Annotated in this window: 24 protein-coding genes; 5 read left to right on the top strand and 19 right to left on the bottom strand. The window is 56.0% G+C overall.

Annotated features, from left to right (window positions below):
- Positions 1-7 precede the first annotated feature (7 nt).
- Genes fabI through pal form a run of 3 tightly spaced genes read right to left on the bottom strand, consistent with a single transcriptional unit; the run spans position 8 to position 2,190 of the window.
- A complete protein-coding gene (gene fabI, locus B9Z44_RS09880; protein WP_108402880.1) occupies positions 8-775 on the bottom strand; it encodes an enoyl-ACP reductase FabI in 768 nt (255 codons plus the stop codon).
- A 5-nt stretch (positions 776-780) separates the two neighbouring features.
- Positions 781-1,677, bottom strand: a complete 897-nt coding sequence (locus B9Z44_RS09875) for an NUDIX hydrolase (protein WP_108402332.1) — start codon at positions 1,675-1,677, stop codon at positions 781-783.
- 24 nt (positions 1,678-1,701) lie between these two features.
- Positions 1,702-2,190, bottom strand: coding sequence for a peptidoglycan-associated lipoprotein Pal (gene pal / locus B9Z44_RS09870; protein ID WP_108359672.1), 489 nt, complete (start codon positions 2,188-2,190; stop codon positions 1,702-1,704).
- A gap of 325 nt (positions 2,191-2,515) precedes the next feature.
- Here pal and B9Z44_RS09865 point away from each other — a divergent pair, with 325 nt between their 5' ends.
- From B9Z44_RS09865 to B9Z44_RS09855, 3 genes are read left to right on the top strand one after another with little or no spacing between them, the layout of a single operon-like run.
- Positions 2,516-3,469 (top strand): ParA family protein, encoded by a 954-nt coding sequence (locus tag B9Z44_RS09865; RefSeq protein ID WP_108359673.1) that lies wholly within the window; start codon positions 2,516-2,518, stop codon positions 3,467-3,469.
- The gene (locus B9Z44_RS09860; protein WP_108402331.1) at positions 3,466-3,948 is read left to right on the top strand and encodes a hypothetical protein; all 483 of its coding nucleotides are present in this window, start codon (positions 3,466-3,468) and stop codon (positions 3,946-3,948) included. The genes B9Z44_RS09865 and B9Z44_RS09860 overlap by 4 nt, the downstream gene beginning before the upstream one ends.
- A 28-nt stretch (positions 3,949-3,976) precedes the next feature.
- Positions 3,977-5,602, top strand: a complete 1,626-nt coding sequence (locus tag B9Z44_RS09855) for an FMN-binding glutamate synthase family protein (RefSeq protein WP_108402330.1) — start codon at positions 3,977-3,979, stop codon at positions 5,600-5,602.
- 4 nt (positions 5,603-5,606) lie between these two features.
- Here the strand turns inward: B9Z44_RS09855 and B9Z44_RS09850 are convergent, their stop codons facing one another.
- Genes B9Z44_RS09850 through B9Z44_RS09815 form a run of 8 tightly spaced genes read right to left on the bottom strand, consistent with a single transcriptional unit; the run spans position 5,607 to position 12,121 of the window.
- Positions 5,607-6,863 (bottom strand): hypothetical protein, encoded by a 1,257-nt coding sequence (locus B9Z44_RS09850; protein ID WP_108402329.1) that lies wholly within the window; start codon positions 6,861-6,863, stop codon positions 5,607-5,609.
- Position 6,864: 1 nt separating this feature from the next.
- Positions 6,865-7,296, bottom strand: coding sequence for a hypothetical protein (locus B9Z44_RS09845; protein ID WP_108402328.1), 432 nt, complete (start codon positions 7,294-7,296; stop codon positions 6,865-6,867).
- A 23-nt stretch (positions 7,297-7,319) separates the two neighbouring features.
- Complete coding sequence (locus tag B9Z44_RS09840) at positions 7,320-8,858, bottom strand: SPOR domain-containing protein (protein WP_108402327.1); 1,539 nt, start codon at positions 8,856-8,858, stop codon at positions 7,320-7,322.
- 19 nt (positions 8,859-8,877) lie between these two features.
- Positions 8,878-10,026, bottom strand: a complete 1,149-nt coding sequence (gene flhB, locus B9Z44_RS09835; RefSeq protein WP_158268563.1) for a flagellar biosynthesis protein FlhB — start codon at positions 10,024-10,026, stop codon at positions 8,878-8,880.
- A 1-nt stretch (position 10,027) separates the two neighbouring features.
- A complete protein-coding gene (gene fliR, locus B9Z44_RS09830) occupies positions 10,028-10,795 on the bottom strand; it encodes a flagellar biosynthetic protein FliR (protein ID WP_108359680.1) in 768 nt (255 codons plus the stop codon).
- Between the two features lie 12 nt (positions 10,796-10,807).
- Complete coding sequence (gene fliQ / locus B9Z44_RS09825) at positions 10,808-11,077, bottom strand: flagellar biosynthesis protein FliQ (RefSeq protein ID WP_108359681.1); 270 nt, start codon at positions 11,075-11,077, stop codon at positions 10,808-10,810.
- Positions 11,078-11,088: 11 nt separating this feature from the next.
- The gene (gene fliP / locus B9Z44_RS09820; protein ID WP_108359682.1) at positions 11,089-11,859 is read right to left on the bottom strand and encodes a flagellar type III secretion system pore protein FliP; all 771 of its coding nucleotides are present in this window, start codon (positions 11,857-11,859) and stop codon (positions 11,089-11,091) included.
- Positions 11,849-12,121, bottom strand: coding sequence for a flagellar biosynthetic protein FliO (locus B9Z44_RS09815; protein WP_108359683.1), 273 nt, complete (start codon positions 12,119-12,121; stop codon positions 11,849-11,851). The genes fliP and B9Z44_RS09815 overlap by 11 nt, the downstream gene beginning before the upstream one ends.
- A gap of 104 nt (positions 12,122-12,225) precedes the next feature.
- Between B9Z44_RS09815 and B9Z44_RS09810 the strand changes: the two genes are divergently transcribed.
- Both B9Z44_RS09810 and B9Z44_RS09805 read left to right on the top strand, forming a co-directional pair.
- Positions 12,226-12,618: a surface-adhesin E family protein gene (locus B9Z44_RS09810; RefSeq protein WP_108359684.1), complete on the top strand. Its 393-nt coding sequence runs from the start codon at positions 12,226-12,228 to the stop codon at positions 12,616-12,618.
- Positions 12,619-12,622: 4 nt separating this feature from the next.
- Positions 12,623-13,363, top strand: a complete 741-nt coding sequence (locus B9Z44_RS09805) for a hypothetical protein (protein ID WP_108402326.1) — start codon at positions 12,623-12,625, stop codon at positions 13,361-13,363.
- Positions 13,364-13,373: 10 nt separating this feature from the next.
- Here the strand turns inward: B9Z44_RS09805 and B9Z44_RS09800 are convergent, their stop codons facing one another.
- From B9Z44_RS09800 to B9Z44_RS09765, 8 genes are read right to left on the bottom strand one after another with little or no spacing between them, the layout of a single operon-like run.
- The gene (locus tag B9Z44_RS09800; RefSeq protein ID WP_108359686.1) at positions 13,374-13,814 is read right to left on the bottom strand and encodes a flagellar export protein FliJ; all 441 of its coding nucleotides are present in this window, start codon (positions 13,812-13,814) and stop codon (positions 13,374-13,376) included.
- Positions 13,811-15,130 (bottom strand): FliI/YscN family ATPase, encoded by a 1,320-nt coding sequence (locus B9Z44_RS09795; RefSeq protein WP_108402325.1) that lies wholly within the window; start codon positions 15,128-15,130, stop codon positions 13,811-13,813. The genes B9Z44_RS09800 and B9Z44_RS09795 overlap by 4 nt, the downstream gene beginning before the upstream one ends.
- An 8-nt stretch (positions 15,131-15,138) precedes the next feature.
- On the bottom strand, positions 15,139-15,807 hold the full coding sequence (locus B9Z44_RS09790) for a hypothetical protein (protein WP_108402324.1): 669 nt from the start codon (positions 15,805-15,807) through the stop codon (positions 15,139-15,141).
- Positions 15,794-17,191, bottom strand: a complete 1,398-nt coding sequence (locus B9Z44_RS09785; protein ID WP_108402323.1) for a FliH/SctL family protein — start codon at positions 17,189-17,191, stop codon at positions 15,794-15,796. The genes B9Z44_RS09790 and B9Z44_RS09785 overlap by 14 nt, the downstream gene beginning before the upstream one ends.
- The gene (fliG, locus tag B9Z44_RS09780; protein WP_199220216.1) at positions 17,184-18,218 is read right to left on the bottom strand and encodes a flagellar motor switch protein FliG; all 1,035 of its coding nucleotides are present in this window, start codon (positions 18,216-18,218) and stop codon (positions 17,184-17,186) included. The genes B9Z44_RS09785 and fliG overlap by 8 nt, the downstream gene beginning before the upstream one ends.
- Positions 18,219-18,241: 23 nt before the next feature.
- The gene (fliF, locus tag B9Z44_RS09775; RefSeq protein ID WP_108359690.1) at positions 18,242-20,398 is read right to left on the bottom strand and encodes a flagellar basal-body MS-ring/collar protein FliF; all 2,157 of its coding nucleotides are present in this window, start codon (positions 20,396-20,398) and stop codon (positions 18,242-18,244) included.
- Positions 20,399-20,418: 20 nt separating this feature from the next.
- A complete protein-coding gene (fliE, locus tag B9Z44_RS09770; protein WP_108359691.1) occupies positions 20,419-20,763 on the bottom strand; it encodes a flagellar hook-basal body complex protein FliE in 345 nt (114 codons plus the stop codon).
- A complete protein-coding gene (locus tag B9Z44_RS09765; protein ID WP_211308701.1) occupies positions 20,760-22,259 on the bottom strand; it encodes a sigma-54 interaction domain-containing protein in 1,500 nt (499 codons plus the stop codon). Before B9Z44_RS09765 ends, fliE begins: the two co-directional genes overlap by 4 nt.
- Between the last annotated feature and the right edge of the window lie 204 nt (positions 22,260-22,463).

Genomic DNA, 22,463 nt, shown 5'->3' with positions numbered 1-22,463 from the left:
GTGTTCTTCAATTGACCGCGTGGCTGCCGGCGTCTACATAAATCGTTTGGCCCGTCATGCCACTGGCAGCATCGGTACACAAAAAGGTGCTGAGGTTGGCGATTTCATCCAAGGTCACCAACCGACCCAGCGGCGCTTTGGCAACGTTGCTTTGCATGAGCGCATCAAAGGCTTCAATGCCGGAGGCTGCTCGCGTGAGGATAGGGCCAGGCGACACGGCATGCACGCGCACACCCTGTGGGCCCAACTCTTGCGCCATGTAACGCACCAGCGATTCCAAAGCGGCCTTCACCGGCCCCATCAGACCATAGTGCGGCACAGCTTGATCCGCACCCAAGTAAGACATGGTGACCATGCTGCCGCCTTGCGTCATGTGTGGGGCACACAGCTGGGCCAAGGTCGCAAACGAATGGCACGACACCTCCATGGCCCGAGCAAAGCCCGTGCTGGAACTGTCCACCACGCGGCCATGCAAATCAGCCAAAGGTGCCCAAGCAATCGAATGAATCACAAAGTCCAAGCGACCCAGTTTGGCTACAGCGTAGGCCACCAGCTTTTCTAAATCTTCTGGTGTTTCAATATTGCAAGTTTGCAGGTCTATACCCAGCGGCTGTGTGAGCGGCTCAACATACGGGCGTGCTTTGTCGTTCAAGCAAGACGCCACCACCTCGGCCCCCATGGCCTGCGCTTGGCGGGCACAACCCCATGCAATGCTGCGGTCGTTGGCGAGGCCAAGCACCAAACCTTTTTTGCCCTGTAAATCAAAGGCTGACATCGGGTTCATAAAAAATCCTCAAAACCACCGACGGGCTCAAAACGACCCGCCACAAAACGCAAACGGGTAGGTCCAGGCATGGCACGTTGCGCCACCGAGTGACGCGGATCACCGGGGTAGCACAGGGTGCGCACGCCTTCGTCATCAAACGGTTCAGGAAGAATCAACGCAGGCGTTTGCTGTTTGGCACAGTTCAACACATCCGTTGTACAACTGTGTGACAGCAACGACACCAGGGTCATGATTTGTGGCGGCGCCAGCGGTAGGCCGCCGGCCCAATAACGGTCCAAGGCTTCACGCGGGCTGAGCCACACGCTGTCGATGGCTTCGATGTTGTCGTGTATGGGGTGTTGCCCCGGCGGCAACACCGCAATAAAAAAACGGGTGTCAAAACGCTTGTTGGTCACCGAGGGTTGAAGCGGCGTGATCCAACGCGACCAAGGTGCCAAGTGCTGCGTGTCCACACGCAAACCTGCACTTTGCAACACGTCGACAAACGCTTGACCGCCATGCAGTGCGTGTTGCCAATGTTGGCGTTGTGCAGCGTCATGCGCCAAGGCTTGGCTGTCGTGCAAGCGGGCATACAACACGCCACACTCTTCCAACACTTCGCGCACGGCAGCTACATACAAGCCTGCGGCCGTGTGCACGTCTAAATCGGGCTCACCCAAGGCACTGTGCAGTGCTTGCGGCGAGGCGTCGAGATGGGCATGCAAATCAGGCGTGCAATCGGCCTCGTCTAATTTGCCACCCGGAAAAACATAAACACCACCCCACACAGCCGAGGCCGTGTGGCGGCGCAGCAAAAAGACTTCCAGGCCTTTTTGGGGAACGTCACGTAACAACACCACCGTGGCCGAGGCCCGCGGTGGTGTTGTGATGACTTCGCTGTTGAGTTGCATCAACCGCAGCGATTAATCAGCGAATTACTTGCTTGGGTAAGCCAAGTCAACGCGGCGGTTTTGTGCCCAAGCAGCTTCGTCATGACCTGCGGCCAAAGGCTTTTCGCTACCAAAGCTAACGGGTTCAACTTGGCCGTCTTTCACGCCGTAGGCTTTCAAACCACGCACCACAGCTTCAGCACGCTTTTGGCCCAGAGCCAAGTTGTATTCGCGGCCACCGCGCTCGTCGGCATTGCCTTCGGCACGAATTTTCAAAGCAGCGTTGGCAGCCAAGTATTTGCCTTGACGCTCAACCACAGCGGCTTGGTTGGCTTTGATATCGAACTTATCAAAGTCGAAGTACACGCTGCGCTCTTTAGAGATCAGGCTGTTGGGGTTCAAGTGATCGGCGGCCACGGAAGCAACCGAAGAAGATGCTTTGGCATCAGACACGTTGTCCAGTTTGGTTGAACTGCAAGCAGTCAACAAAGCAACTGACACGATGGACAAGAGAGCAAAAAGACGTTTGGACATGAGGACTTTCAATTTGTAGAAATTAACCTTCCAATTTTAACGGATAGCACTTCCCGCCCGAAGTGTTGTTTTTTTTGACACTTTGCATATTCTTTTTAAAAATCAACAACATAGGTAATCTTCTTAATTTTGATTCTTTTAATTATATGGATAAGCCTAAAAGTATTCAATTCAGGTAAAGGTGTCCCATTTATCTTGTATTTGTCGGCTAAATGGCGCATTGACCAGTGTGGTGGCCCCCATGTAAATTCAATCCCCCCGTTAGAAATTGCGGGTGTTCCATAAAAAAATACAGCGCTGAGCGCCAGCGCGAAGGATAAAAAAGATGTCGACATTCAAAATTTTGGTCACCAGTCAAAAAGGTGGCGTGGGCAAAAGCACCGTTTCAGCGAACTTGGCTGCTTATTTGCGTCGCCAAGGCCAAACGGTCACGATGATTGACTTTGACACACACGGCTCGTCTAGCACTTGGCTGACACGAGCTCCCAACATTGGCGTGGTGGTGCAACACCACATCTTGCCGCTCGACCAAGGCGGCAACCGCCCCATCTTGGATGCCCGCTTGCATTTGCGCCGCGCAGCCAGCAGCACAGAAGTTGTCATTTGCGACTTGACCTGGACCGACTCCATCGCAGGCGAGCTGATGTTTGAATACGACTTGGTGATCGTCCCCACCTCGGTCTCTGAAATTGAACTGGCTGCGACAGCTGGTTTCTTGAGCCGTCACCGTTGGGTGTTCGACTCGGCCATCCACACACCACCCACGTTGTTGGTTTGCCCGACGCGCGTGCAGGCGGATCAGCTCAAAAGTGATGTGTTCTCGAAACAGCGCTTTCCCGTCAGCTTCATGCTCGCCCCCCCGATCTTGGAAGCGCAAACCGCGCGCGAAATGTTTGAGCGCGGCTATTTGATGGACTTGCAAGACGCTTGCGGTGCGTCGTTCAACGAGTTTGGTCAATCGGTGTGTGCCGCGCGTGAAATGCGCGAATCAGCACAAGGCATGCGCCAAACCACCAGCAACACCCGCGTCACACAACCTGCCATGCGCGGCAACACAGCCTCGGCATTTGATAGCCCTGCTGCAGGCGTGAAGCGCAACAACTTGTTGGCCACATCCAGCACGCTGTCTAGCCAATACTCCATCTTGGGCCGCCACCGCATGCAAAAAGTCCGTCCCGACGAGATGCCCACAAAGCAGGCGCAACAGACCACGCAAATTGCGTCGATGGGCATCCCGCAATTCCTCAAACGCATGTCCATGGGTGTGATGAGTAAATGAGCTCCGAACCACAATTCTTGTCCTTCAAAGGACTCAAGCAGTACTCGCCTGAAGAGGGGTGGGGCCAGGTCAATGCGATCTTGCAATCTCACACGCAGCCAGCGGCGGTGCCCGAAAACGTGCCAACGTTGACCGAAACCCCAGACGCGCGCGAGAACACCTCGCCCATTTTCGATCCACTCATCCATGAGTTGTTTGAACAACTGCGCGTCGCCCCGAGTGATGAGCTCACACAAACATGGCGCACCATTGCAGCTGAAGTGAATTTGCTCACTCAGCGCATGGCCTTGCAACGCGAGTTGCAAGAGCGTTTGCACAAGCTTGACCAAGACTTGCACGACTTGCGCGGCACGATCTTGTCGCACCTCTCTGATGTGCAACATGCCGCGGACCAACAACTGTCCTCTGCACGCTTGCGCGCCGAAGTCTCGGCCTTGGCGCAATCTAAACTCGCTGCCAAACTGACGAACCCACGATAAACACCATTTAGCCCAAGGAGCACCTCGCATGCTGGACAAACTCAATCAGATTTATCCAGTGCGCTACACAGCGTTCATGGCCTCGGTGGTTTTGCTGATCTTCACGCTGCTCGGTGCAGGCGTGATGGGCCTGAGTGGTTGGTGGCCCACGCTGTTTTTGCTTCTCAGCATTCTTGGTCTGTACGACTTACAGCAATCGCACCACGCGATTTTGCGCAACTACCCCATCATTGGGCATTTGCGCTTCATGCTCGAAACCATTCGACCTGAAATTCGCCAATACTTTTTAGAGTCAGAAACCGAGGCCTCACCCTTCTCTCGCGCCCAACGCACCTTGGTGTATTCGCGCGCCAAGGGCGCTTCAGACAAACGCCCCTTCGGCACACAGCTGGATGTACGCGCCATTGGGTATGAGTGGATCAACCACTCCATCGCCCCCACCAAGTTGGCCGGTCACGACTTTCGCGTGAAAGTGGGCGGCCAAGCCTGCACACAACCCTACGACATCAGCCTGTTCAACGTGTCGGCCATGAGCTTTGGCGCCTTGAGCGCCAATGCGGTCTTGGCCCTCAACCAAGGCGCCAAACTGGGTGGTTTTGCACACGACACCGGCGAAGGCTCGATCTCGCGTCACCACCGCACACACGGTGGCGATTTGATTTGGGAAGTTGGCTCAGGCTACTTTGGCTGCCGTGATGCGGCGGGTCATTTCAGCCCCGAGCGTTTTGTAGAAAACGTCAGCTCGCCTCAGGTGAAGATGGTGGAGATCAAGCTCAGCCAAGGTGCCAAGCCCGGCCACGGCGGCGTCTTGCCCGGCCCCAAAGTGACCGAAGAAATTGCCGAAGCACGCGGCGTGATGGTGGGCCAGGACTGCGTGTCGCCTGCCACGCACAGCAGCTTTTCAACTCCGTTGGAGTTGATGGCCTTCATCCAACAACTGCGCACCTTGAGCGGCGGCAAGCCCGTCGGCATCAAGCTGTGCATTGGTCATCCATGGGAATGGTTTGCCATTGTCAAAGGCATGTTGGAAAGCGGCATTCAACCCGACTTCATCGTGGTCGATGGCGCTGAAGGCGGCACAGGCGCTGCACCGTTGGAGTTTTCTGACCACATGGGCATGCCCCTGCAAGAGGCCTTGCGCTTGGTCCACAACACCTTGGTGGGCGCAGGCTTGCGTGACACCATTCGCGTGGGCGCCAGCGGCAAAATTGTGAGTGCCTTTGACATGGCACGCACCTTGGCCCTCGGTGCCGACTGGTGCAACAGCGCACGCGGGTTCATGTTTGCATTGGGTTGTATTCAGGCGCAAACCTGCCACACCGGCAACTGCCCCACAGGCGTCACCACCCAAGACCCCAAACGTCAAATGGCGTTGGTCGTCCCTAGCAAAGCGGAGCGCGTGCACAACTTTCATTCACACACGCTGGAAGCCTTGCAAGAGTTGATGGAAGCCTCGGGCCTGCAAACACCGCACGACTTCACACCACGCCATATCATGCGTCGCGTGAGCGAAACACAAACATTACATTTGTCAGAGTTGGTGGACACCATCGCGCCGGATGCCCTGCTGCAAAGCGATGTCAGCGTGTTGCCTGCCGTGTTCAGCGACTGGCCACTCAGCCGTGCCAACAGCTTCGCAGTCCAGCCCGCTTGATTGATCAATCCGCGGCGCGTGGGTATTGAATGGGCTTCTCGCGCACGATGACGGGTTGAGTCGCAGCGGCGGCGGCAGAGGCCGCACGGGCTTTCTCAGCTGCACGCTCAGCGGCTGCGGCTTTGTCTGCAGCGGCCTTGTCGGCTGCAGCTTTGGCAGCACGGGCGGCAGCAGCTCTTTCAGCGGCCGCACGTTCAGCGGCGATTTGCTCGGCTGATTTTTCTGGCTTTTCAGGCTGCATGCGCATGGCCACCGCACGCTCAGCAGCTGCTTTTTGCTGCGCCAAACGCTCAGCCGCAGAGGCCTTCTCGGACGCCGCAGCGGCCTTTTGTGCATCAGCCGCGGCCTTGGCAGATTGGGCGGCTTTGTCAGCCGCTTTCTGTGCATCGCCTGCAGCCGCAGCCGCTTTGTCCACGGTCTTCTCGATGTTCTTGATCGCAGTCGCTTCTGCTGCGGTTTGCGTGCGTTCACGCACTTGCACCGCGGCATTCAAGTCAGACTTGATTTTTTGAATTTCGGTCAGCAACACTTGTGTGCTGGGGCCTTGCGACGTAGCCGGTGCAGGGGCTGGTGCGCGTGAAGATGCTTTCTCAGCCACCGATTGCAACTTGGAGTCAAACGACTGAAGCTTGCTCTCCAAACCCGTCAACTGCTTTTGCATGTCTTTGAACTTGAGGTCGCTGGACTTGTTGGCTTCCACCGCCACCACGGCGGGCATGGCGGCCATGCTCTTGCCAATTTCTTCCAAGCGTTTGGCCACTTGGGTTTGGGTGGTGATGACTTCTTCTTGCTTCTCGGTGATCTCAGAAAAATCAGAGTTGGTTTTGCCAATCGCCGTTAGGCTGGCATCCACCTCAATCACCCGCTTGGCCATGGCATACACCATGGTGTCGAGCTCTTTGATGGATTTGGTCATCTTCAAGGTGATGGCAAAGAACACGCCCATGGCAATCAGCAAACACGCGCAAAAAGCGCCCAGCATGATGCGCGAATGCATCACGTTGCGGCGGTTGTTCTCTTGAATCTTGGACACCACAGCGCGCATGGTGGCGCTGACGTCAGCCGCAATCGATGCGGAGCGTGTCGACACCTCGGCGGAGTCAAGCACCACCGATGTCAGCTCTTCAATCTGACGTGCCACCTCGCTGGTGTCCAGCGATTGAGAAGCAATCTCGGTCAAACGGTCAGCAGTTGCCTCGACATCAACGATGGCTTCGGCAGGCGCTGCCGCATCTTCCGTGGTGTTTTGTTCTTCAGCCATGTCAAGCCTTTGCCTTATTTTGTTCATCAAGTCGGTCTAGCCGAACATTGAGTGTTTGGATGTCGTCCGTGAGCTTGCCCATGCGGACGTGCAGCTCTTCAACCCATGTATCGGCTTGAACTGGCGTGTCTTGAGGGGGTTCTGAAGGCGCTGGACTGGCCAGCTCGTCGGCCATGGCCGCAGCAGGGTTCGAATCCGCAGGCTCAGCCACTGGCATCACCCGTGACGCCGGAGCGCCGTCCACCAGGTCTTTGCCGGGCGCGTCGTCCACTTGTTCGGTCAGCGTTGGCACTTGTGCCAAGGCTTCAGCTGTCAGGCCTTGCGCGTCGTCGGGCAAATCGGGGACTGAAATCTTGGGCAACGAATCAACCTGATAACCAGGCTCAAAAGGAGCAGATTCAGAATGAATACTTTTATCGTGTTCTTGGCTCATAAGGCTCGTTCCTAGCGTGCGCGTCAGGACTTTGTGAATTGGGTTTGCATAGACTTGGTGCTGCGCAACCAACCTTTGGCCAGCAACGGGCTGGACTGCATGAAAGCATCGGCCTGAGCTTTGGTTTCAAAAGGCCCAGCCACCAAAATGACATAGCGCTTGCCCGTGTCTTTGTGGCGCGCACGCATGATGCGGGCCTTGGCATAGGCCACATTGCTGCGCTGGAAGCTACGCATGTCTTCTGTCGTATCCATCGCCGCCAGCTGCACCACATAGCCGTTGGCGGGCAGTTGCTTGACCCAGGCTTCATCTGAATTGGCGTCTGGCTTAGCCTCTGCTTTTTCAACGACTTTTTCGGTGGGTTTTGATGTCTTAGGTTCAGCCGATGCAGCAGGCGCAGGGGCTGATGCGGCCACCGCCACGGGTGCAGCCACCGATGCGGTTGCACTGGCGGCAGAAGCCATTTCCTCGGCTTGGCTGGCAACGCGTGCGGCTTCATTCGCCACCGAGGCGGCGAGCTCGGCAGCGGCCAAAGCCTCGGCACTTGCAGCAGCAGCAGCCGCAGCGCTGGCAGCCTCATCAGGCGCGGCGACAGCGGGGGTGCCGCGCAGCAAATATTTTTTCAGCAGCTCGGCCTCTTCAAGCACCAAGTCTTTGTACATGAAGCCAAACGCGGCCATGGACATGAGCAACACCAACAGCACCCAACCCGCACGCGAGCGGCGCACAGGGCGTTTGAAAAGGTCAGCGTCTGTCACCGCAGGTGCCGCTGCAGCCAAGGGGGCAGGCGTGGTCAGTGCGGGTTCGCGTGAGCTGTCCGGCATCGCTGGCGGGGTTGGAGGCGTTGGCGGCACAGGCAATGGCGTTGGCACAAAAGCGGGCAAAGGCTCTGCATCCAATTGGGGCTCTTGCTTTTTGCCAAAGCCGGGCACACGCCAAGCGGTTTTGGTGGGGAGGTTGAGCAGCTTTGAAACGGGGATCACTTCATCGCTGAGCGTGGGTGGCTCGGGCAAGAAGGAAGGTTCAATCAACGTGGGTTCAGGATCGGGTGTGGTGGCGACCCAATCGGTGAGTTGTTTTTTGGGCTCGCCGGCTTCGGTTTCGACGTCCCATTTCAGCAAATTCTTGCCAAAGGCATCGAGCTTGCCTTGGTGGTTGCCCGCGCTGTTGATGAGCAAAATCACGCTGATGTTGCCCGCTGGAAAACCATTGACCAAACGCGCCAAGAGCTGCAGCTCAAAGTCTTGCATCAAGATGGAATCGCGGAACACCAAGAAGCGACGCGGCGCATGCTTTTTGTCTTTTTCCAGCGCTTGGTCCAGCGTGATTTCAGACAGGATTTCGTTGAACTTTTGAACCAGACGTTCAGAGTTGGTCGAGCTGCACCACTCGATGTGGTTTTCGCCCTTGGCACGCAGACGCTCTTCAAACAAACTGCCGTAGTAGTCGAGCACCCTATCGTGGTCACTCAACACGGCGAGATTGATACTGCCTTCGGTCAATGACTTCAGGAGTATTTCAAATCGCAACCGGTCACCGGGGCTTTGGTAGATGTCTGTCATGCGGGCTCAAACTAGGGTCTTAAGAGTTCATCAAAGCGCCATTCGAATCGAATTTCATTTCGTCCGGAATGGAGGGCGATGGTTTGACCACTTCCTGGCCACGACCATAAGACTGGTTCAGGCTGAACACATAGGCAATGACCTGCGCAACAGCGTGGTACAGCGCCTCTGGAATCGGATGATCCAGCTTGGTCGTGAAGTATAAGGCGCGAGCCAGTAAAGGCGCCTCAAAAATATAAACATTGTGCTCTTTGGCTTCCTCACGAATACGGGCCGCCAAGCCATCTTCACCCTTGGCAATCAAGAGCGGCGCACCGTCGCCCATGGGGTCGTAAGACAAGGCCACCGCGAAGTGGGTTGGGTTGGTGATGACCACGTCCGCATCTTTCACCTTGCCCATCATCTTGTTGTTCAAAATCTCGCGCTGGCGTCGGCGAATTTGGCCCTTGACCTCGGGGTTACCTTCCGAGTTTTTCATCTCGTCACGCACCTCTTGCTTGGTCATCTTCAGTTTCTTGTTGAGCTGATGGCGTTGCAACGGCACATCCACCAACGCCACCAAAACCAAACCCAGGCTGAGCCAAAAACACGAATCCACAATGATGGTGCCAGCCACTTTGACGGCGGGGTTCAAATCCATTTGCGAGATGTGTGTGAGGTCTTGCAAGTTGTTCATGACCGACACCAACAAAATGGCACCCACCACCAAAAACTTGAGCAGTGATTTGCCCAGGTTGATGAAGGCTTCGGGGCCAAACATGCGGGCCAAACCTGTCATGGGATTGAGCTTGCTGAACTTGGGCATGATCATCTTGGGCGAGAAAATAAAGCCCCCCGCCAAAGTTGTTGACAACACGGCGATCACATAAAGAATCGCCAGCAAGGGCAACACAATCAAAAAACCGTCCACCACGGAGCTGCCAAAAATAGCGGGCAGCAACTCGGGTTTGTCGGTGATGCGTCGGTCAAACTGCAACTGATGTTTGAACAAGTCACTCATGCGGGTGAACAGGTACTGCCCCATCATGCTGAAGAACAGGGTGGCGATCACCATCATGGCGGCAGGTGCCAACTCTTGCGAACGTGCAATTTGCCCGTCTTCACGGGCTTTCTTGAGCCGCTGCGCCGTCGGTTCTTCGGTTTTGTCTTGGCCGCTTTCTTCCGACACGTCAGCCTCCCAAATACGAACGCAGCATCATGAATGCTTGCGTCCATACCCAATCAATGCGGGCCACGTTGTTGCCCATTGAAAAAATCATGACGATGAAGCCAGTCAAAATCAGCGCGGGAAAGCCCACGGTAAAAATATTCAAACTGGGTGCGGCACGTGCCACAAAGCCTAAACCGACGTTGATGAACAGCAAGGTCATCATCACGGGCAACGCGATCAACAGCGCGCCCAAAAACATCATGGCACTCCAGTTGATCATCTTGCCCAACATGTCTTGGCTGAAAAACGCTTGGCCAATCGGGATGAGCTTGAACGACTCCATCACCAAGCCAAACACAATCAAGTGCCCGCCCATGCCCAAGAAAATCAGTGTCCCCATGATGTTGAACAACTGGGACAACACAGGCACGCTGCCCATGTTGGGGTCGACCATGTTGGCCATGGACAAACCCATAGAGCCCGACATCGCTTGACCGGCCACCACCAACGCCGCAGAGGCCACTTGGAACACCAAGCCCATGGTCAAACCAATCAAGATTTGGCGTGAGATTTCCATCAAACCATCGGCTGTGATCGGGTCGATTTTGGGAATCTCAATTTGTTGCGACACAAAAAAGGCCATCGCAAACGCCAAAGAAATGCGAATGCGCATGTTGACGGCACGCGCTGAAAAAATAGACGTGAACGCCAGAAACGCAGACAAGCGAAGCATGGGCCAAATGACGACCAAAAACTTGTCTAGGATTTCAATGAGCGAGGCGTTCATGGTGGCGCGTGGTTACATGAACAAGCTAGGAATACGAATGAAGATGCCCTTGGTGTAGTCCACCATGGTGTTGATCATCCAACCGCCCGCCAGTGACATGGTCAAGCCGACGGCCAAAATCTTCGGAATAAAACTCAAGGTTTGTTCGTTGATGGAGGTGGCGGCTTGAAAAATACCAACCACCAAACCGACGATCAATCCCACACCCAACAGGGGGCCTGAAATGATCATCGTCATCCACAGGGCTTGGCGTGCTAAATCTACAACTGCTGCGCTATCCATGATGCGGCTCCTTAAAACACAAAGCTGTTGGCCAACGAAGCCATCAACAGCGTCCAACCGTCAATCAGCACGAACAGCATGAGCTTGATCGGCATCGAAATAATCATGGGCGACAACATCATCATGCCCATGGACATCAACACGCTGGCGACGATCAAGTCGATCACCACAAACGGGATGTAGATCAAGAAACCAATGGTGAAGGCACTTTTGATTTCAGAGGTGATGAACGCTGGCATCAAGGTGGTGAACGGCACTTGCGTGGCGTCCGTCAACTCACGGCGATTCGAGATTTGCATGAACATGGCAATGTCGTCTTCACGGGTTTGCTTGGTCATGAAATCGCGCACGGGGACTTCGGCTTTGATCAATGCTTTGTCAAAGTCGAGGTTGCCGTTCATGTAAGGGCCGATCGCTTCTTTGTAAACCGTCTCAAAAACGGGCGACATGATGAAGAAGGTCAAGAACAAAGCCAAACCCACCAACACGGTGTTGGGCGGCGTTTGCGCAGTGCCAATGGCTTGGCGCAAGATGGAAAGCACGATGATGATGCGCACGAACGAAGTCATCATCAACAACATGGATGGCAACAGCGTGAGCGTGGTCATCAAGCCCAACAATTGCAGGCTCATGCTGTATTGCTGACCGCCTTTGCCAGCGCCCGTCACGTTGACCAACGGAATGCCTTGGGCGTGCGCCATCATGGGCAACGAGGCCAAAGCCACCAAGAGCAAAGCCAAGATGACATAAAGAATTTTTTTGGTGATGGGCTTACGCAGCATGGCTGGCCTCCTGGGTCCACGCGTGCAAGGTTTTCACCTCGGCAGGGCTGACACTGGCCAACACCATTTGGTTGTCGACTTGAATCAACACCATCTTGTGTTTGAGGCTCAAGGGCAAAGCCTCGAGCACTTGAATGCGTTTGTCATCCATGCCATTGGCGGAAAAACCGCGGTTGCGCTTGACCCACCACAGGGCGCCGCACAGCAGCAGCAACACGCTGAATGTGCTGGCGATGAACTGACCCCAATCGAAACTTTGCATGATGTTTTTCCTGTGCGCGATGACGGTTTTTTGACACTGGACGTGCCTATCTCTAGGGGTATTGCAAGGCACGTGCCAGCTTCTCAGCACGGTATAGTTATTTCATGCACCACCTCAAAGCCCTCCTCCTTGCCAGCCTCGTGCTCACCAGTAACCTCACGCTTGCCGCGCAATGGACGGCGATTGGTTTGTTTGACATCGGCACGTTCTATGTAGACACCGACAACATCACGCACGCAGGTGAGAACCACAAAGCGTGGACCATGCTGGACTACCGCGAACCCAAAGTGCATGCCCCCACTGGCAAACACTTCAAGTCCACGCGCATGCAAATGGAGTTCAATTGCAAAGAACAAACCGTGCGCACCTTGTCGCTGTCGTACCACACGGGCGTGCGCTTGAGTGGCGACGCCTTGTCGACCGAAGGCGTGATTGGCCCTTTCGAGCCGGTGCCACCTGAGACCCCCATCTTCAAAATCATGCGCTTGGTTTGCTAAAGGCATGGGTTTCGTTCGTGATTTGATTCACGCAGGCGGCACAGGTGGCCTGAACTGGCACGTGCATGCGCACTACGCGCGCAAACGCTGGCAACCCACGCTACAACTGATCGAGCAGTTCTTGGCGCAAGTGCAACCTGAGTCTGAACACTTGCTGCTGATTGGCGGCAGCGCAGGCTGGATGATGCCGCCCAACTGGCTGGCACGCTTCAAGCGCATTGATGCGTATGACATCGACCCCTTGGCGCCGTGGTTGTTCAACTGGCGTCATGGCCGTCGATTGAAGGCGCAAGGCACGCACGTGCATCACCACCGCCAAGACGCTTTGGCCACCCTGCCTGACTTGCTGCAACAGCACCCACAAGCCTGCATTTGGTTTGACAACGTGTTGGGCCAACACCGCTACCGCGTGCGTGATGAAGCGCGTGTGGAGCGCGAGTTGGGGCAACTCAAAACGACGCTCCAAGGACGTAACTGGGGCAGCTTGCACGATGTGTTGTCTGGCCCCACCGATGGGCGCTTGTTACCGGCGGGTCTGAATGTGTGGAGCCACCACGTCTCTGCCAAGCAAGGCATGGACAGCGCGTTTTCACAAAAATTATTGGCCAGCGTGGGGGCCAAAGAGGTTTGGCAAGACCACCTCACAGGTCAGGTATTTGCACCCGAAACCCAAACCACCTGGATGCCATGGGCCTTCAAGCCCAACTACTGGCATTGGCTACAAGCCGGCTGGGTCAACGCCTGACGCGCAGGCGTCAGTGCTTGAGGTTGTAGAGGGTGATGCCTGCGGCATCCATCTCTTTTTGTTCACGCTTGCGGTGAAAGTCACGCACGGCCTTCATGTCTTGTTCGACCAAGGTTTCCATTTGAATGCGCTTTTGCTCAGCCGCTTTGAGTTTGAGGCGCGTCAGCTCAAACGCATGTTTGGCTTCGTTCAAGTCAAGGTTGACACGGCCAATCAGCGCTTGCAGCTGCTGCATGAAGGCGCGAAAGTTCAGTGTCTCAGCCATGCTGTGTGGCCGACTCTCAGCCGCTTTGCTGCGCGTCACATAGTCAGCGTAAAGCAGCTGCATGCGTTCTCGGCTTTGCACCAAGTGCGTGATGCGATCGCGTGCTTTGTTGACTTCGGCTTGCGCCTCTTCACATTTTTCTTTGGCTTTTTTGGCCAACACGGGCCAGGCGGCGCGTGGCTTCATGACAGCATGTGGCTCAGTTGGTTACGCGTCATGGCGTAGTCTTGGCCCTTGTCCATGTCTTGGCGCAGGAAGTCCAAGATTGGCTCGCGCAAGCGGATGGCCTCGTCCAGCTCGGGGTTAGAGCCCGCTTCGTAGGCCCCCACTTGCACCAAGTCTGCGTTTTGTTGGTAGACCGACCACAAGCGGCGCAGTTTGTTGGATTGCTTCAACTCCTCGGGGCTGACCAAAGATTGCATGACACGCGAAATGGAACCGTTCAAATCAATCGCGGGATAATGCGCTTGGTCGGCCAAGCGACGCGACAACATGACTTGGCCATCGAGCGATGCACGCGCGATGTCCACAATCGGGTCTGACGCGTCATCGCCTTCGGCGAGCACGGTGTAAATGGAAGTGATGGAACCGTGACCATGACGGCCCACACCACCCCGTTCAATCAAGTTGGGCAACAAGGCAAACACCGAAGGTGGATAGCCTTTGGCCGTCGGTGGCTCGCCAATGGCCAAGCCAATTTCGCGCTGCGCATGGGCCACACGGGTCAAGCTGTCGCACAGCATCAACACGTTTTTACCTTGGTCGCGAAAGTACTCGGCAATCACGTGTGTCATGTGCGTGGCTTTGAGGCGCAGCACCGGTGACACGTTGGCAGGTGCTGCGATGACCACCGATTTGGCCAAGCCTTCCGCACCCAAAGATTCAGTGATAAACGCCTGCACTTCGCGGCCACGTTCACCAATCAAACCGATCACCACGATGTCGGCTTTGGTGAAGCGCGTCAGCATGCCCAAAAGCACGCTCTTACCCACACCAGAACCAGCCACCAAACCAATGCGTTGGCCACGGCCAATGGTCAAAGCACCGTTGATGGCTTTGACGCCCACATCCAACACTTCTTCAATCGGACCACGCTCCATGGGGTTAAGCGGACAGCCCAACAGGCTGAGTTGGTCGGGCAAATGCGGCATGGGTTTGCCATCAATGGGCACTCCACGACCGTCAATCACGCGACCCAACAATTCATTGCCCAAACGCACTTGCCCAGAGTTAGACATGATGCGCACCGTGTCACCTGGGCCCACACCGACGGGGTCGGTGAACGGCATGAGGTACAAGGTTTTGTCGTTGAAACCCACCACCTCGGCTTCGACGCGGTGACCCTCTTTGCCCATCACTTCGCAGCAAGCCCCCAAGGGGGCCATGATGCCGCGCGTCTCCAGTGTCAGGCCGACCAAGCGCACCAAGGTGCCGCTGCGTTGCGGCTCGGGGGTGCGCAGCTTGGGCAAGCTGATCTGAACTTCTTTGGCAAAGTCGAGCATGGGTTTGTTTACTTCACTTCAATCATGCCGCGAATCGCAGCGGCCACACGGCCTTGGTCGGCTTGCACCACCATGCGGACCACGCCCACTTTGTCTTCGTAGCTGTTGGCGCTGTTGAGCAACTCTGGCGGAATGGTGGGCTTCTTGGCTTTTTGTTGTTCTTTGCGAATGCGGTCTTTGATTTCAGCCAAAGTTTCGCCTTCGCGAATTTCAATCTCGCCTTCCGCCATCGCTTCTTCTTCGGGCTCAGCTGCTGGCGCTTCGGCGCTTGCGTCGCCTTCAGCCAAGGCCACTTCAGCAGGCGCTGGGTCCACAGGGGCTTCAGCCACTTCTGCCGTCACGGGCTCTTGGGCCACCACCTCAGGCTCAACAGCCACCGCGGGCTCGGGCACCACCTCGGGCTCTGGCTCGGTTTCAAACACAGGTTTTGGCCTTGGCTTTTCAGGCTTTTCCAAAAGCAACATTTGGTATTTGATTTTGTCCGCACGCTGGGCTTCAAACAATTCGGCCTTGCGAATCATCTCGCGCTCAACCGCAGCAACGGCTGCTTTTTGCATCTCGCTGTTGGAGGCGACTTGGCCCACCATGTTGAGCACAAACGGGCGCACGATGGTCACAATCACGACCATGAAAATCAAACCCATCAACAAGGTGTTGATGACGTCAGGAATGAACATCGTCGTCCTCCGCTTCTTCTTGAACTTCTAAAAGGGGTTGCGCCAGAGGCGACTTTTCGCGCCACGCAGGCACATCGACCAGCAAGGCATGCGCCAAGCCTTCAAGGCGATGCGCCACCAAATCTTCAATCACGGTGTCATTGGCAAACACGCGCACACTGCCGGGTTGCATGTCATGCACGGCTTCAAGGCGCATGCCTTTGATGAAGTCGGCACTGTGTTCTTGCAAGCGGGCTTTGTCTGCGGGGTTGAGTTCCAACACCACCGCGCCATGCACCGGGTGATCCAACTCATCCAAGCAACGCTGCACCAAACGCTCCATCGCTTTGCTGGACGTTTGCAACTCACCCACCACCACTTGCTCGGCAATGTGCAGGGCGAGGCGTTTGAGCGGCTCAAAAAATTTCTTGGGGTCTGCCATCAGCGCGCCCAGTTCGGTCGATGCGTTTTCAAACAACACGCGTTGCGCGGCCATTTCTTCGGCCACTGCGGCGCGCGCTGCTTGCTCGCCGTCGGCCAGACCTTGTTCTTTGCCCTGTTCTAAGCCTTGCTGCAAACCTTCCGACTGACCTTCGGCTTTGCCTTGTTCCAGCCCTTTGGCCAAACCTTCGGCCATGGCTTGTTCCACCGCTGCGGCCAGCTGCACCGCAGCTTCTTCTTGCGCTTGGGCCAAGCCCTTGGCAAATTGTTCGGCCTCGCGCTGCGCGACTTCTTCAGGGGGAATACCGCCCACCACTGCGGGCAGTTCGGGCTCTATGGGTTCAACGGCTTCAGCTAGTTCAACGGCCTCAGCTTCTTGTGTTTCAGCAGCCACCTCAACTTCGGGCGCTGCGTCCACAACGTCTGTGGCTTCCGTGGCAGCGGCCTCTGCGGCCAATGACTCAGGCGTTGCCTCGTCTGCCACATCGGGATGAATCACGATCGGGTCTGCCACTTTGTCGTCGGACGTGATGGGGCTGACCACCAAGGTCTCGGCCAATTCGGCTTGTGCCAACGCACGTTGCAACACAGAGGCGTCGACGTTGACACGCAATTTAGATTTGCGTGTCGCGCCAAATGAGTCCATCACAAACGGCAAATGCTCGTTGGTTTCTGAACCCACGTGAGACGCAGGTTTTTCTTCGCCCAATGCCTCGTTGCGGTACTCGCCCTCTAAGAGTGCGAGCGAAGCTTGGGCTTGCTTGGACAAAGGTTGGCGCATCGGTTGGTAATGCGCCGCCGAAAACCCGCTGGACTTGGCTGGGTAGCTCAGGTCCGCAAACGTTTGCGGCTCATCGTTGGTCCAGCTGGTCGTGGCATAGCCACGGCTGCTCAGTTTTTCTGCGATGCCGGCATTGGGCTGCCAAGGAACGTCAGCCCGAACGGGATGGGGTTGATTAAACAAAGTCTGCGCCGCCCAAGATCAATTCGCCCGAATCGGACAACTTACGCGCTTTGCGCATGATCTGCTTTTGCGCATCTTCCACGTCAGCCATGCGTTGCGGGCCTTTGGCTTCCATGTCGTCGCGGAACATACCGCGCGCACGTTCGGACATGTTGTCGAAGAAACGGGCTTGACAGGGTTCGCTGGCATTTTTCAAGGCCATCATCAACATGTCTGGCTCCACCGCACGCATGAGCACCTGGATACCTTTGTTGTCCACGCTGACCAAGTTCTCGAAGGTGAACATGTTGTCTTGGATCTTGAGCATCAAGTCCGGATCAATGTCGTTCAAGCCGTTCATGATGCTGGCTTCCAGCGCCGTCTTGGTCAAGTTCATGATCTTGGCTGCAGCTTGAATGCCACCAAAGCTCGACGACTGGGCCGATGCGTTCTTGGAGAACTGCTGCTTCATGATGGCTTCGAGTTCGGCCATGGCAGAGGGCTGCACGGTGTCCAAACTGGCCACGCGTTGAATCACCTCGGCACGGGTGTCGGGTGGCAAATAGTTCAAAACGTCAGCGGCCACTTCGCTCTCTAAGAGCGACAAGATGATGGCCACCACTTGTGGGTGTTCGCCACGAATCATGTCGGCAATGCCACGGGCATCCATCCACGACAAGATGTCCAAACCTTTGGTGCCTTGGCCCGGCATGATGCGGCCCAACACCGAGGCGGCTTTGTCGTCACCCAAGGCGAGGCGCATGACTTTTTCAACATAGTCGGCACCGCCGATGCTGACGTTGTTTTGGTTCTTCAAATGGTCCACAAATTCGTCGAGCACATAGTTGACCGCTTCTTGTGAGAAGTTGGCCACTTGCACCATCGCAGCGCCCAGCGCTTGGACCTCTTTGGGGCTCAGGTATTTGATGATTTCTGCCGCTTGCTCTTCGCCGAGCAACAGCATCAAAACGGCAGCACGTTGGGTGCTGGTAATGCCTGCGAGCTCAGCACGCAGTTTGTCGGTCATCACAATGGTGTCGTCAGCCATGATTCAAATCCTCGGAAAATTTATTACTTCTCGATCAAGCTCTTGAGCACACCCGCCACGCGGGTGGAGTCCTCAGCCATGATCATGCGAATCAACGCCACTTTATCGTCATACGAATTGGCTGTGTTGAGCAAGTCGGCAGAGATTGACTGTTTCTTAGGCTTCATGCTGGCCATGCGGGCTTTGACCGACTCCAGCGACTCACCTTCTTCAATTTCAATTTCTTCCGATGACTCTTCAGCCGCTGCATTGACAGCCGCATGGTGTGCTGCAGCTTCGACTGCAATTTGTGCATCACGCTCAGCACGCAACGCTTCTTCGCGCAGTCGGGCTTCTTCAGCAGCCAAGGCATCTGCGGCAGCTTTGGCTTCTGCGGCAAGGCGAGCTTCTTCAGCAGTACGGGTGGCATCTTGGGCCAAGCGGGCGGACTCTTCGGCGGCACGGATGGCCTCTTCGGAAATACGCAGCATCTCGCCTTCGTGTGATCGCTTGGCGTGTGCAGCGGCAGCTTGTGCGGCAGCGTTCTCAGCGGTGGCCACATCAATCGCCATTTGCGCTTGGGAGGTGGCGGCATCGGCAGCTGCAGCGGCCAAGGCTTTGGGATCGATCTCGGGGGCCAACAAGCGGCGCACCATCGGACGAACCACGGTCAAGAGGATGAGCAAGAAGATGCCACCCACCACACCGGCGTTGACCATGACTTGGTAGTTCTCGTCACGGTACCAAGGGATGACTGTTGGGTCGTACTGAGGCTCAAACTTGGTGCCCACCACGGTGACCACGTCACCACGGTCGTTGTTGAAACCGACAGCGCCTTTGACCAATTGGTTCAAGCGTTCGATTTCTTCTGGGGTGTAAGGCACTGAGGTTGGGGTAGAACCATCGGCGTTCTTTTCGACCTTGGCACCCGGTGCCACAGGACGTTCGTTGATCAACACACCCACACCAATCTTGGTGATCGTGCCCATGGCACCTTTGGTGTGACGCACGGCGCGGTCGAGTTCGTAGTTTTTGGTGCTACGGGCTGTCACTTGCACGCCTTTTTCGCTCACGCCCTTCAAGGGGTCGGCGTTGGTTTGCGTGGTGGCTTGTGGGTTGGTCGGCGCTGGCGGTGTGTTGGACAACGAGCCAGGAATACCAATCGCATCACGGAACGTGTTGCGGTCTTCCACAAACAATTCAGAACGTGTCTTGGGACCTTTGTCTTGGCCATCAAATTCTTCGTTGGTGACTTCGGTTTGCGTGAAGTCCAAGCTCATGCTCACCTGAGCCGTCACGTTGGTTTCGCCCACGATGGGGGCCAGCAACTGAATCAAGCGGGTGCGATAGAGGTCTTCCATCTGCTGCTTGTGGGTGAGCTGCTGTGCGGTCAAGCCCAAAGGCGCTTCCGTCAACATGTCGTTCATCAAGCTGCCAAAGTTGTCGACCACCGACACGTTTTCAGGCGCAAGGTAAGGCACGCTAGACGCCACCAATTGGATGATGGCTTGCACGTTGGCCGATGAAATGGTGCGGCCAGGCAAACGCGTGATGATGACCGAAGCCTTGGTAGGTGCGCGGTCACGCACAAACACGCTTTGCTTGGGCGCTGCCAAATGCACGCGGGCTGATTTGATGCCGCCGATTTGCACAATGCTGCGCGCCAGCTCTTGTTCCATCGCGTTGTTGTAACGCACCTGCTCCATGAACTGGCTGGTGGTCATGGCGGGCATGTCTTTGAGGTTGTCCATGCCCGAAGCTTCGGTGCGTGGCAAACCTTTGGAAGCCAGCAACATGCGGGCTTCTTGGTAACGGTTGGTGGGCACAGAGATTTGGCCAGTGTTGGCGTCCACCTCTGGCTTGTATTCGCCGGTCTTCAAGGCTTCGATGGCTAACTGCTTGTCTGCATCATTGAGCATCAACACCAAAGGACGGTAAGGCGTGGGCTTCATCGAGGTGAAGAACACGGCCACCGACATCAGCAGCATGAAGATCACCACAAAGGGCAAGACCTTGCGCACACTGGGTTGACGCAGCACGTCCATCACCACGGCGCCGGGGCCTTCTTTGGCGTTGATCCATGCGGGCATGCGTGATGCGTCGCCTGACGCAGCACCATTCGCATTGGAGGCTGAAGCGTTGTCTACGCCGTTGGCTACGGGCATGCCCACAGCGTTCATGTTTAAGGTATCGGTTGCCATATCAGTCTTTCAATCCAGCATCACACAGGCATGTTCATGATTTCTTCGTACGCTTTCATCACTTTGTTGCGTACTTGCAAGGTGGCTTCAAAAGCCAGCGACGATTTCTGCATGCTCAACACCACTTCGGTGAGCGGTACTTCTTCGCCGCGGTCATAGGCGTCTTGCATGGCCGATGACTTGAGCTGTGTTTCGTTCACGCTGTCGAGCGCGTTTTGCACCGACTTGAAGAAGTCGGGCTGGCCTTGAATCTTGGTGGGCGACGTTTCGCCAGCAGGCGAATTGACACCGGTGGCCTGCGTCTGGTGCGAACGCAGCGTTTCAATCATCGATTGAATGTTGGCGTTGGAGATGCGGTCAATCATGCTGAGGCTCCTTCATTCATGCCACGGGTGCGCATTTGCGCCAGCTTGTAGCGCAAGGTGCGTGGGCTGATGCCCAACTTGGCAGCTGCTTCTAGGCGACTGTCGGTGCTTTGAATGGCCGCCATGATCACTTGCAGTTCGCTGGCTTTGACCGCGCTGTCCAGGTTGATGGGGGCTGCTGGCTCTTCGCGCATCTCAATCGGTGCCATTGCGGTGGCGCCATAGGCTGGCACAGAGGCGTAATAAGTTACGGCGGGTGCCACGGGTGCGGCTGCAACAGATGCAGGTTCAACAGGCGCTTGCGCATAAGTTGGCGGCAAGGCTGCGGCGATGCTGGGCATCGCGGGCATGGCTTGCTCGTCCATCTGTGCATCGTCAAACATCAAATGTGCGGGGCTGATGGTGCGGCCACCGCTCAACACCACGGCGCGTTGCACCACGTTTTCGAGTTCGCGCACATTGCCAGGCCAGGGGTAGCTTTGCAACAACACTTGCGCTTCTGACGTGACCGTGAAAGGCAAACCACCTTTGACGTGACGGGCCAAGGACTGAGCCACCAAAGGCACGATGTCACCTGGACGGTCTTTCAAAGGCTGAATGCGCAAGCGGAAAGTGCTGATGCGGAAATACAAGTCTTCGCGGAATTCGCGTTGCTCAATAGCGAGCTTCAAATCTTTGTTGGTGGCCGCGATCACGCGGATGTCGAGGTCGATGGTGGCTTCGCCGCCCAAGCGGTTGAGTTTTTTCTCTTGCAAGACGCGCAGCAACTTGGCTTGCAAGTTCATGGGCATCTCGCCAATTTCGTCCAAGAAGATGGTGCCGCCATGGGCTTGTTCAAACAAACCTTTGTGCTCTTTCAAAGCGCCGGTAAAAGCGCCCTTCTCATGACCGAACAACATGTCTTCGATCAAGTGCTCGGGCATGGCCGCGCAGTTGAGCGCCACAAACGGCGCCTTGGCGCGGGGTGATGACTCGTGCAACACACGGGCCAACACTTCTTTGCCAGCGCCTGTGGGACCCACCAGCAAAGCCGTCACATCGGTTTGTGCCACGCGTTGGGCCAAGGCCAACAAATGCTGGCTGATGGGGTCCACAAACACGTAGCTTTTGGTTTTGAGTTCGGGGGCGTTCAGGCCTTTCACAGCGCCTTGCCATGCGGCGGCAGACCACTCGTCTGACGACAACACATGCAACGCACCCAAGCGCATCGCGTCCACAGCCACTTCCATGCGGCGACGGTCCACGCGGCACAGCACGGGCACGGTGTGGCCGAGTTGGGCAATGAGGGTTTGAACTTCCTTGAGTAGCTCGGCACTATCGCCCAAGCGAATGACCAGCACATGTGCACGGCGCAAAGCCAGCGTGAGGTCGCCCAAGGTAGACACAGTTTCCAGACTGATACCTGCGGCATCCAGCTGGGCGCGTTCTGCGGCGTCGATTGGACTAAAAGGGTCCAACCAAACGGCATGAATTACGTTGACAGAAGAAGCATTCACTTTGAGTACAGTCCGAAATAAAGGTAAGACTGTTATGCAAAGGCCGTGCCAGGTTGTTTTGTAACCTATGTAATTAAATTAATGTGGTAAACAGGCCTGCGAGGGTCATTTTCTCGACGTTGCGACGAGTTACCGACAGGCTTCTTCGATACTTTTTGGGCGTCTGTCTTGGCTGGTTTAGGCGAGAAACCGCCACAAAACCGC

It is taken from the genome of Limnohabitans curvus (assembly GCF_003063475.1).
Classification (GTDB): Bacteria; Pseudomonadota; Gammaproteobacteria; order Burkholderiales; family Burkholderiaceae_C; genus Limnohabitans; species Limnohabitans curvus.
This window is presented reverse-complemented; position numbering and strand designations above follow the sequence as displayed.

What these genes read in the sequence shown, in the direction of transcription:
- B9Z44_RS09860 (WP_108402331.1), top strand. Translation starts at nt 3,466, where the DNA reads ATGAGCTCCGAACCACAATTCTTGTCCTTCAAAGGACTCAAGCAGTAC.
- B9Z44_RS09815 (WP_108359683.1), bottom strand. Translation starts at nt 12,121, where the DNA reads ATGCAAAGTTTCGATTGGGGTCAGTTCATCGCCAGCACATTCAGCGTG.
- fliE (WP_108359691.1), bottom strand. Translation starts at nt 20,763, where the DNA reads ATGATTGACCGCATCTCCAACGCCAACATTCAATCGATGATTGAAACG.
- B9Z44_RS09810 (WP_108359684.1), top strand. Translation starts at nt 12,226, where the DNA reads ATGCACCACCTCAAAGCCCTCCTCCTTGCCAGCCTCGTGCTCACCAGT.
- B9Z44_RS09805 (WP_108402326.1), top strand. Translation starts at nt 12,623, where the DNA reads ATGGGTTTCGTTCGTGATTTGATTCACGCAGGCGGCACAGGTGGCCTG.
- B9Z44_RS09865 (WP_108359673.1), top strand. Translation starts at nt 2,516, where the DNA reads ATGTCGACATTCAAAATTTTGGTCACCAGTCAAAAAGGTGGCGTGGGC.
- fabI (WP_108402880.1), bottom strand. Translation starts at nt 775, where the DNA reads ATGTCAGCCTTTGATTTACAGGGCAAAAAAGGTTTGGTGCTTGGCCTC.
- fliR (WP_108359680.1), bottom strand. Translation starts at nt 10,795, where the DNA reads ATGAACGCCTCGCTCATTGAAATCCTAGACAAGTTTTTGGTCGTCATT.
- B9Z44_RS09875 (WP_108402332.1), bottom strand. Translation starts at nt 1,677, where the DNA reads ATGCAACTCAACAGCGAAGTCATCACAACACCACCGCGGGCCTCGGCC.
- fliQ (WP_108359681.1), bottom strand. Translation starts at nt 11,077, where the DNA reads ATGGATAGCGCAGCAGTTGTAGATTTAGCACGCCAAGCCCTGTGGATG.
- B9Z44_RS09850 (WP_108402329.1), bottom strand. Translation starts at nt 6,863, where the DNA reads ATGGCTGAAGAACAAAACACCACGGAAGATGCGGCAGCGCCTGCCGAA.
- pal (WP_108359672.1), bottom strand. Translation starts at nt 2,190, where the DNA reads ATGTCCAAACGTCTTTTTGCTCTCTTGTCCATCGTGTCAGTTGCTTTG.
- B9Z44_RS09790 (WP_108402324.1), bottom strand. Translation starts at nt 15,807, where the DNA reads ATGTTCATTCCTGACGTCATCAACACCTTGTTGATGGGTTTGATTTTC.
- B9Z44_RS09800 (WP_108359686.1), bottom strand. Translation starts at nt 13,814, where the DNA reads ATGAAGCCACGCGCCGCCTGGCCCGTGTTGGCCAAAAAAGCCAAAGAA.
- B9Z44_RS09795 (WP_108402325.1), bottom strand. Translation starts at nt 15,130, where the DNA reads ATGCTCGACTTTGCCAAAGAAGTTCAGATCAGCTTGCCCAAGCTGCGC.
- fliG (WP_199220216.1), bottom strand. Translation starts at nt 18,218, where the DNA reads ATGGCTGACGACACCATTGTGATGACCGACAAACTGCGTGCTGAGCTC.
- B9Z44_RS09855 (WP_108402330.1), top strand. Translation starts at nt 3,977, where the DNA reads ATGCTGGACAAACTCAATCAGATTTATCCAGTGCGCTACACAGCGTTC.
- fliP (WP_108359682.1), bottom strand. Translation starts at nt 11,859, where the DNA reads ATGCTGCGTAAGCCCATCACCAAAAAAATTCTTTATGTCATCTTGGCT.
- B9Z44_RS09840 (WP_108402327.1), bottom strand. Translation starts at nt 8,858, where the DNA reads ATGACAGACATCTACCAAAGCCCCGGTGACCGGTTGCGATTTGAAATA.
- fliF (WP_108359690.1), bottom strand. Translation starts at nt 20,398, where the DNA reads ATGGCAACCGATACCTTAAACATGAACGCTGTGGGCATGCCCGTAGCC.
- B9Z44_RS09845 (WP_108402328.1), bottom strand. Translation starts at nt 7,296, where the DNA reads ATGAGCCAAGAACACGATAAAAGTATTCATTCTGAATCTGCTCCTTTT.